Genomic DNA, 6,635 nt, shown 5'->3' with positions numbered 1-6,635 from the left:
GGACTTGGGGCGTCGAGAGCGAAAATCGGGCCCAGCGAGGACAGTTTTTGCCGGATTTGCAGACCCATAGCCCAGCTATGGGACAAAAAGACGGTGAAAAATGGACCGCTGCGGTCGATTTGCAGCCGACGATTCCCAAGCCCGACAGGCTCCTAGGGGCCACCGGCGGACCCTTGTTTTTGCAGCATTCAAAGTGCCTAATCGGGATGAATTTAGGGGGAACTGCCGGTTTCGGCGTGGTGTAAAGCCTGCCCTGAAGGACGCAGGGGCTTTATTTGCTCCTGTTTTGATAGCTGCTTGTGCCCGACTGGCAAGGGCTAAAGGCTAATTTGCCTTGTAGTTGGAGGTTTCGCACTGTCGGGCCCGGCAAGAATGCCCTGCAGGCTGGCTATTCTAGGGAAAACCCTTATATTGAACCCATGGTCACCCCCGGCACATTCTTCAAGGCTTCCCTGAACGCAGGCAAGGAGTTCTTCCGCGCGCCTGCGGAGGACAGCGAACGCCCGCCCTACCGCGCGCCCGTGATGGTGCCCATTCGCTCCATCGGCCCGAGCCATGGCGAGCGTATTGAAAAGCACCTGCTGGCGCTGGCTGCGCATGACCGTTATCTGCGCTTTGGCTACGCGGCCAGCGACGAGCAGATTCACCGCTATGCTGCCGGCCTCAATTTCGAGCGCGACGAGATTTTCGGCATCTACAACCGCAAGCTGGAGCTGATCGCCATGGCCCACCTGGCCCTGTCGGTGGACCCCAAGCTGACCAGCTGTGCCGAGTTCGGCGTGTCGGTCCTGCCGCATGCGCGCGGGCGCGGCTACGGTGCCCGCCTGTTTGACCGCGCCGTGATACATGCGCGTAACGAAGGCGTGAGCATGATGTTCATCCACGCCCTCAGCGAAAACACCGCCATGCTCAACATTGCCCGCAAGGCCGGCGCGGTGATCGAGCGCGACGGCTCCGAAAGCGAGGCCTACCTCAAGCTACCCCCGGCTGACCTGGACTCGCGCATGACCGAGATCGTCGAGCAACAGATTGCCCAGACCGATTACCGCCTCAAGGTGCAGGCCAAACAGTTCTGGGACATCCTGGCGGTGGTGCAGGAAGTGCGGCGCGGTGTGCGCGACAGCCGAAGGTTATAGAGCCCCCATGTTCGCTCGCTTCGCCTACGGACTGGCAAAGCCCGATCCGCAGCCCCGGCTGGTCAACACAGCCTGTCCGCAACTAGTTATCTTTCGCGATGCATGACCTGCAATCGAAGTACGTTATCCTTGTCAGCTTCGCAACTACCGAACACCGCCCGTGTCCGACGCCCCCCCCAGTAGATCTTCCAGACCGGAAGACAAACGCGGCTTTTTGCAGAAGCTCGCAGAGATGCTCCACCCGGGGCCAGATTCCAAGGACGAGTTGATCGAGACCCTGGTCGAAGCCCAGGACAACGACGTCATTGGCGCGCAAAGCCGCGAGATGCTGGAGGGCGTGATCCGCATGGCCGACATGACGGCCGGCGACGTGATGGTGGCCGCGCCGCGCATGGACGCGGTCAACATCGACGCGCCCTTTGACGAGCTGCTGCACCTCGTCATCGACACCGCCCACTCGCGTTTTCCCGTTTATGAAAACGAAAAAGAAAACATCATTGGCATTCTGATGGCCAAGGATCTGCTCAAGCTGCAGCGCGCGCCTGAGCTCAACATCCGCGCGCTGCTCAGGTCGGCGGTGTTTGTGCCTGAAAGCAAGGGCCTGAACGACCTGCTGCGCGAGTTTCGCGGCAACCGCAACCACCTGGCCATCGTGATCGACGAGTTCGGCCGCGTGGCCGGCCTGATCACCATCGAAGACGTGCTCGAACAAATCGTCGGCGAGATCGAGGACGAGTTCGACATTGCCGAGGACGACGGCGACATCTTCGGCCTGACCGACCACAGCTATCGCGTCAGCGGCGACACCTCGATAGACCGCGTCAGTGAGGCTTTCGGTGTGAAGCTGATAGACGACGATTTCGAAACCATTGGTGGCCTGGTTGCGCACGAGATGGGGCACGTGCCCAAACGCGGCGAAACCCATGTGCTGGACGGCCTGCAGTTCACCGTGCTGCACACCAAAGGCGGCGCCGTTCGCTGGTTCAAGGTCGCGCCCTTCTCCGCCGCAGCCGACACAGCCGTCCCCGTGGTCCCCGCCGCCCGATAGGCAGGCCGCGCAGCATGGGACAGCAGACCATTGACAGCCTGATGTCCCAGCTGCCCACCTTGCCGGCGCTGCTGGAGCACATCGGCTATCCGCGCCAGCGCAAGGGTTTGTCGCTGCTGCAGCTGGCTCTTGTAGTGATAGCGGGCGGCGCCCATGCAGCAAGCCTTGCATGGCCCTTTGCCTTTGGGTTGGCGCAGGGTCGGCCGGTCTGGTGGCTGCAGCTGCTGGCGCTGGGCGCGCTGGCCTGGCAACTTGACGGATGCAGGCGCTTCGGGCAGGGGTTGCAGGTTGGCTGGTTGTTTGCCACCGCCTGGCTGTGCGGCGTTTTCTGGTGGCTGTTCATTTCACTGCACACCTATGGCGGGCTGGCTGCGCCGCTGGCCGTGCTGGCGGTCATCGGGCTGGCGGTTTTTCTGGCCTCTTATTACGCACTGGCCTGCGCGCTGTATGTGACCGTGGCCCCGGCGCGGCGCACCCGGCGCGCACTGGTGTTTGCGGCCCTGTGGCTGCTTGCCGAGCTGGCGCGGGTCGAGTTTTTTACCGGCTTTCCGTGGGGCGAAGCCGGGTACGCCCACCTGAACGGCTGGCTCGACGACTACGCGCGCTGGGTGGGGGTGCATGGCATCACTTTTCTGGCCGCCTTTCTGGCGGCTGGCCTGGCGGGCTGGGGCCAGTCGCGCCGCCAGGTGCTGCTGTTTCCGATGATGGCCCTGGTGATCGTCGCGGTGTCGCTGGTGGCTGGCCGCCAGACCTCCACACCGGCAGGCAGCCTGCAGGTCACCCTGCTGCAGGGCAACATTGCCCAGAACGAGAAATTTCAGCCCGGCACCGGCCTGGCGACCGCGCTGCGCTGGTACGGCGAGCAGTTGCAGGACGCCAGAACTGCGCTGGTTGTGACGCCGGAAACCGCGCTGCCCCTGTTGTCCGGGCAGTTACCGCCCGGCTACTGGAGTGCGCTGGAAGCACGTTTTTCCTCGGGCGCGCAGGCTGCGCTGATCGGCATTCCGATGGGCAGCTACAGCGCCGGGTATGCCAACGCGGTGGTCGGGATCAAGCCGTTTTCCGCCGGGCCGCCCCAAGGAAAATCCGCCCCCTCGGGGGGCAGCGAAGTACGCGAAGCGACGAGCGTGGGCGCTTTGACCTCTGGCGCGGCGCCGACCTACCGCTTCGACAAGCACCACCTGGTGCCGTTTGGTGAGTTTGTACCGCCAGGCTTTCGCTGGTTCATCGACCTCATGAACATCCCGCTGGGCGATTTCAGCCGCGGCGCGCTCGGCCAGGCCTCTTTCGAGTGGCAGGGCCAGCGGCTGGCGCCCAACATCTGCTACGAAGACCTGTTTGGCGAGGAGCTGGCCGTCTCGTTTTCAGACGCCGCCACGGCGCCGACCATGATGGTCAACGTGAGCAACATCGGCTGGTTCGGCGACACCGTGGCGATTGACCAGCACCTGAACATCTCGCGCATGCGCGCCCTTGAGTTCGAGCGACCAATGATCCGCGCCACCAACACCGGCGCCACCGTCATCATCGACCACACGGGCAAGGTCACCCATGCACTGGCCCGCCACACGCGCGGCGTGCTGGTTGGCGAGGTCGAGGGGCGCAACGGTCTCACGCCTTATGTGCAGTGGGTGTCACGCTTCGGGCTCTGGCCGTTCTGGCTGGGCGCCGCCTTTGTGGTGGTGCTGGCCTGGGTGGCACGCCGTCGGCGCCGCTGAGCGGTCAACTGGATGCTACTAAAACAATAGCTGCTTGTAACCGTCATATAAGGGCTTGAGCCGGATTTTTCTACCAAGTCAGCGTGAAGGCAGGCCCATACGCACCAGCCGGCCGGGGCGCCCGGCGGTGATATCGCCCTCACGTTGCACCGCCACACCCGCCACCCAGGTGGCGACATAACCCCTGGCCTTTTGTAAAAACCTTTTGCCACCGGCCGGCAGGTCGCGCACCAGCGTCGGCGTGCCCACGCTCAGGCGCTGTGGATCAATCAGATTGAGGTCGGCGCGCAGTCCGGGCGCGATCTCGCCGCGGTCCGTCAGGCCGAGGTAGCGCGCATTGCGCCGCGTCAGCATCTCCACCGCCTGCGCCAGTGACAGCTTGCCCTCGGCCCGACGCTGCACCCAGTGCGTCAACATGAAGGTGGTGAAACTCGCGTCGCAGACGGTGCCCACGTGCGCACCGGCGTCGCTGAGGCTGGACAACACGCGCGGATGGTCCAGCATCTGTCGCACCGCGTCCAGCGAGCCATTGTTGTAATTGAAGATCGGGAAATAGATGAGGTGGCTGCCGTCGCCGCCGGCCAGGTGGTCATAGAGCGCCTCCAGCGGCGTGATGCCGCGCTGTTTGGCCTGCACCAGAAAACTCTGCATCACGGTTGGCTCGTAATTGAGCTCTTCATCCAGCGCAAACATGCGGCCGCTGATCATGTCGATGCGTGCCAGCAAAATATCCACCAGGGGTGGAATCGCGGTGCCGTCGCCCGCCAGACGTTCCGACTTCTCGGCCAGGATGCGCGCCTTGCGCGCCGGCTCACGCAGCGCGGCGGCGCGTTCAGCCAGCGGCAGGTGGGCGACGTCCTTGTAGCCGGGAAAACCCATGAAGGGGTGAAAGCTGGCGTCCAGCCCGTTGATCACGCCGATGCCGCGCGCGGCGGCCTGCAGATAAAGCGGCAGGCCGGCGGCCACGGCGGCATCAACGCGGGCGCGTATCGCCTCGCACTGTTCGCCGCCGGGGTCACGTTGCAGCCAGGTCATCGACAAGGGCTTGCCGCTGGCGCGCGCGAGTTGTTCGACCAGGTCAAATTCAGCGTCAAAGCCTTGCGGGCCCTGCAGCAAGTTGAAGTCGCTGACCACCTGCAGGACGCCATGTGCGATGCCTTCAAACGCGCTGGCCAGCCCGGTCAGTTCAGCAACGCTGGCTTCAGAGGCCGGCGTCTCCTTGCCTTCCGAGGTGCGGTGGTTGTCGCTGCGGCCGGTGCTGAAGCCTGCGGCGCCGGCCTGCAGCGCCTCGTGCAGCAGCGTACGCATGGCGGCAATATCGTCTGCCGTTGCGGTCTGTTTGGCCACCGCCCGCTCGCCCATGACGTACATGCGCAGCGGGTCGTGCGGCACTTGCACCAGGTAGTCCAGGCTGCGCGGGGTTTTCTCCAGCGCGTCCATGTACTGCGGAAAACTCTCCCAGTCCCAGCGTATGCCTTCGTGCAGCGCTGCGCCCGGAATGTCTTCCACGCCCTCCATGAGCTTGATCAGGTCGTCTTCGTGGCCCGGGCGCACCGGCGCAAAACCGACGCCGCAGTTGCCCATGACCAGCGTGGTTACGCCGTGGTAGATGCTGGGCGTGAAGTTCTCGTCCCAGGTGACCTGGCCGTCGTAGTGCGTATGAATGTCGACAAAGCCAGGGGTCAGCCACAGGCCGCGAGCATCCACGGTTTCGCGTGCGGCATCCGCGATGGTTCCGACTTCGACAATGCGGCCGTCCCGTACGCCGACATCGGCCACAAAGGGTTCGCCGCCGCTGCCGTCCACCACAGTGGCGCCTTTAACCAGGAGATCGAGCATCTTTTCTTCTCCACCAATAAACCAGGGCCAGGCCGCTCACGATGTGCCAGATGCCCCACAGGCTGGCCAGTGTGACCATGCCCAGGTCGCTGTTGAACTGCACGCCAATGATGCCCAGCGCCAGCCCCGAGTTCTGCATGCCGCCCTCGATCATCACCGCCCTGCGATCCTTCTCGCTGACGTGCATGGCCACGCTGGTAGCCCAGCCGAAAAACAGCCCGCAGGCGTTGTGCACCATCACAATCAGCAGCGTGGGCAGCAGGCCCAGCGTCAGCAGCTGGCGCTCCTTGATCAGCCCGGCCACGATGAACAGCAGCAGGCAGATCAGGGCAAAGTGACCCAGCGGTTTGCGAATGCGCGCCGTCAGCGTGGGCAGCTGGTGCGAAAACAGCAGGCCCAGGCTCATGGGCACGGCCAGCAAGAGCAGCAGGCTCAGCCAGATGCCGGAGGGGTCGATGCTGAGCTCGCGCATCCAGGCCGCTGTGCCGGGGTTGGTGGCGATCATCCAGCTGAAGTTGAAAGGCGTGGCAAACAGCGCAATCACGCTGGCCACGGCCGACACGCTGACCGACAGCGCCGTGTTGCCGCGCCCCAGGTGGGTGATCACATTGCTCAGGCTGCCACCGGGGCAGGCCGCCACCAGGATCATCGCGGCCTCGACATTGGGCGGCAGGTCCAGCAGCAGCGTGGCCGCCCAGGTGCCCACCGGCAGCAGGATGAATTGCGGAATCAGCCCGCAGATCACCGCGCGGGGCGTCTGCGCTACGCGCTTGAAGTCCTCGATGCGCAGCTCAAGTGCGACGGAAAAAACCATGGTCGCCAGGACCAGGGTCAGGATCAGTTGTTGTGTGGTCATGGCCTTTTGAGGGTAACCCGGTGAAAGCTCCGTAAAAT

Annotated in this window: 6 protein-coding genes; 4 read left to right on the top strand and 2 right to left on the bottom strand. The window is 64.1% G+C overall.

Annotation, left to right across the window (positions count from 1 at the left end; all coding sequences use genetic code 11):
• The 4 genes from ACESMT_RS09505 to lnt all read left to right on the top strand — a co-directional run.
• The coding region (locus ACESMT_RS09505) for a hypothetical protein (RefSeq protein WP_372826332.1) at nt 1-245 on the top strand (245 nt) is incomplete at its 5' end.
• A gap of 174 nt (nt 246-419) precedes the next feature.
• Nucleotides 420-1,136, top strand: a complete 717-nt coding sequence (locus ACESMT_RS09500; RefSeq protein ID WP_372826331.1) for a GNAT family N-acetyltransferase — start codon at nt 420-422, stop codon at nt 1,134-1,136.
• A gap of 160 nt (nt 1,137-1,296) precedes the next feature.
• A complete protein-coding gene (locus ACESMT_RS09495) occupies nt 1,297-2,184 on the top strand; it encodes an HlyC/CorC family transporter (RefSeq protein ID WP_372826330.1) in 888 nt (295 codons plus the stop codon).
• A gap of 14 nt (nt 2,185-2,198) precedes the next feature.
• On the top strand, nt 2,199-3,902 hold the full coding sequence (lnt, locus tag ACESMT_RS09490) for an apolipoprotein N-acyltransferase (RefSeq protein WP_372826329.1): 1,704 nt from the start codon (nt 2,199-2,201) through the stop codon (nt 3,900-3,902).
• A gap of 78 nt (nt 3,903-3,980) precedes the next feature.
• Here the strand turns inward: lnt and ACESMT_RS09485 are convergent, their stop codons facing one another.
• Entirely contained in the window at nt 3,981-5,741 is a 1,761-nt protein-coding gene (locus ACESMT_RS09485) for an amidohydrolase family protein (protein ID WP_372826328.1), read from the bottom strand.
• Nucleotides 5,722-6,597: a bile acid:sodium symporter family protein gene (locus tag ACESMT_RS09480; RefSeq protein ID WP_372826327.1), complete on the bottom strand. Its 876-nt coding sequence runs from the start codon at nt 6,595-6,597 to the stop codon at nt 5,722-5,724. The genes ACESMT_RS09485 and ACESMT_RS09480 overlap by 20 nt, the downstream gene beginning before the upstream one ends.
• Between the last annotated feature and the right edge of the window lie 38 nt (nt 6,598-6,635).

This window comes from Polaromonas sp., assembly GCF_041689105.1.
Classification (GTDB): Bacteria; Pseudomonadota; Gammaproteobacteria; order Burkholderiales; family Burkholderiaceae_C; genus Polaromonas.
Note: the sequence above shows the minus strand (reverse complement) of the source record. Positions and strands in the feature narration are given on the sequence as shown.

What these genes read in the sequence shown, in the direction of transcription:
- ACESMT_RS09500 (WP_372826331.1), top strand. Translation starts at nt 420, where the DNA reads ATGGTCACCCCCGGCACATTCTTCAAGGCTTCCCTGAACGCAGGCAAG.
- lnt (WP_372826329.1), top strand. Translation starts at nt 2,199, where the DNA reads ATGGGACAGCAGACCATTGACAGCCTGATGTCCCAGCTGCCCACCTTG.
- ACESMT_RS09485 (WP_372826328.1), bottom strand. Translation starts at nt 5,741, where the DNA reads ATGCTCGATCTCCTGGTTAAAGGCGCCACTGTGGTGGACGGCAGCGGC.
- ACESMT_RS09480 (WP_372826327.1), bottom strand. Translation starts at nt 6,597, where the DNA reads ATGACCACACAACAACTGATCCTGACCCTGGTCCTGGCGACCATGGTT.